At 67.8% G+C, this 1,286-nt stretch carries 1 protein-coding gene; it reads left to right on the top strand.

Features of this window, described 5'->3' with window-relative positions:
* Positions 1-70 precede the first annotated feature (70 nt).
* A protein-coding gene (locus ACFVUH_RS37415) for an IS3 family transposase (RefSeq protein WP_387918103.1) occupies positions 71-1,254 on the top strand; the annotation gives its coding sequence in 2 pieces (ribosomal slippage) (positions 71-350 and positions 350-1,254; 1,185 coding nt in all).
* Positions 1,255-1,286 lie beyond the last annotated feature (32 nt).

Raw genomic sequence — 1,286 nt, 5'->3', positions numbered from 1 at the left:
GGAGGTTTCCCCCGGAACGTGGACACCCTGGACACTTGGATCGTGATGATCCGGAGAACAGGAGTTCCCGTTGGGGACGTATAAGTACTCGGCTGAGTTCCGGGCCGATGCTGTCGCACTGTACCGCTCCAGCCCGGGGCGGACCGTCGCGTCGGTGGCCAAGGACCTGGGCGTGAACCACGAGACCCTGCGCCAGTGGATCAAGACCGCCGAGACGGCGGAACAGCCCACCCGGCCGGAACCCGCCGCGGATGCGGCCAAGGACGCCGAGATCGCCCGTCTGCGCAAGCAGGTCCGGGAGCTGGAGCTGGAGCGCGAGATCCTGCGCCGGGCGGCCAAGTATTTCGCGGGCGAGACCAACTGGTGAGCCGCTTCCAGTTCGTCGAGGACCACCACCGCGCCTTCGGCGTCAAGCGGCTGTGCCAGGTCATGGAGGTCTCCCGCTCCGGGTTCTACCGCTGGCGGGCCGGCGTCGACGCCCGCGTGGAACGTGAACGGGCTGACCAGATCCTCGCCGAGCGGATCAAGGAGATCCACGCCGAGTCCGAGGGCACCTACGGCAGCCCCAGGGTCACCGCCGAGCTGCGCGAGAGCGGCAGGTCGGTGAACCACAAGCGGGTCGAGCGGCTGATGCGCTGCTTCGGCATTGTCGGCGTGCACCTGCGCAAGAAGGTCCGCACCACGGTGCCGGAACCCGAGGCGGCCCCGGTCCCGGATCTCATCCAGCGGGACTTCACCGCGCCGAAGCCGAACACCAAGTACGTCGGCGACATAACCTACCTGCCGGTCGGCGACGGCCATTTCCTCTATCTGGCAACGGTGTTGGACCTGCATTCGAGGCGGTTGGCGGGCTGGTCGATCGCCGACCACATGCGTACCGAGTTGGTCACCGACGCCCTCAAAGCCGCTGCCGCGACCCGCGGCGGCAGCCTGGGCGGGGCCATCTTCCACAGCGACAACGGCGGGCAATACGCGTCGAAGGAGTTCGCCAAGGTCTGCCGGGAATTGGGCGTGACCCGGTCACGCGGAGCCGTCGGCACCAGCGCGGACAACGCCGCCGCGGAGGCGTTCAACGCGACGCTGAAGCGGGAGACCCTGCAGGGCGCGAAACGCTGGCCCGGAGCCCGTGCTGCCCGCCTCTCGGTCTTCCGATGGATCAACCGATACAACACCTGGAGGAGGCACTCCTTCCTCGGCCACATGACCCCGATCGCCTACGAGCAGAGATCAGTTACGCTGGCCGTCGCTGCATAGCACTCGGTGTCCACATTCCCGGGGGAAGCCCC

The sequence above is a fragment of the Kitasatospora sp. NPDC058032 genome, from assembly GCF_042885845.1.
Classification (GTDB): domain Bacteria; phylum Actinomycetota; class Actinomycetes; order Streptomycetales; family Streptomycetaceae; genus Kitasatospora.
The sequence above is the reverse complement of the archived record's forward strand: the minus strand, read 5'-3'. Positions and strand labels throughout refer to the sequence as shown.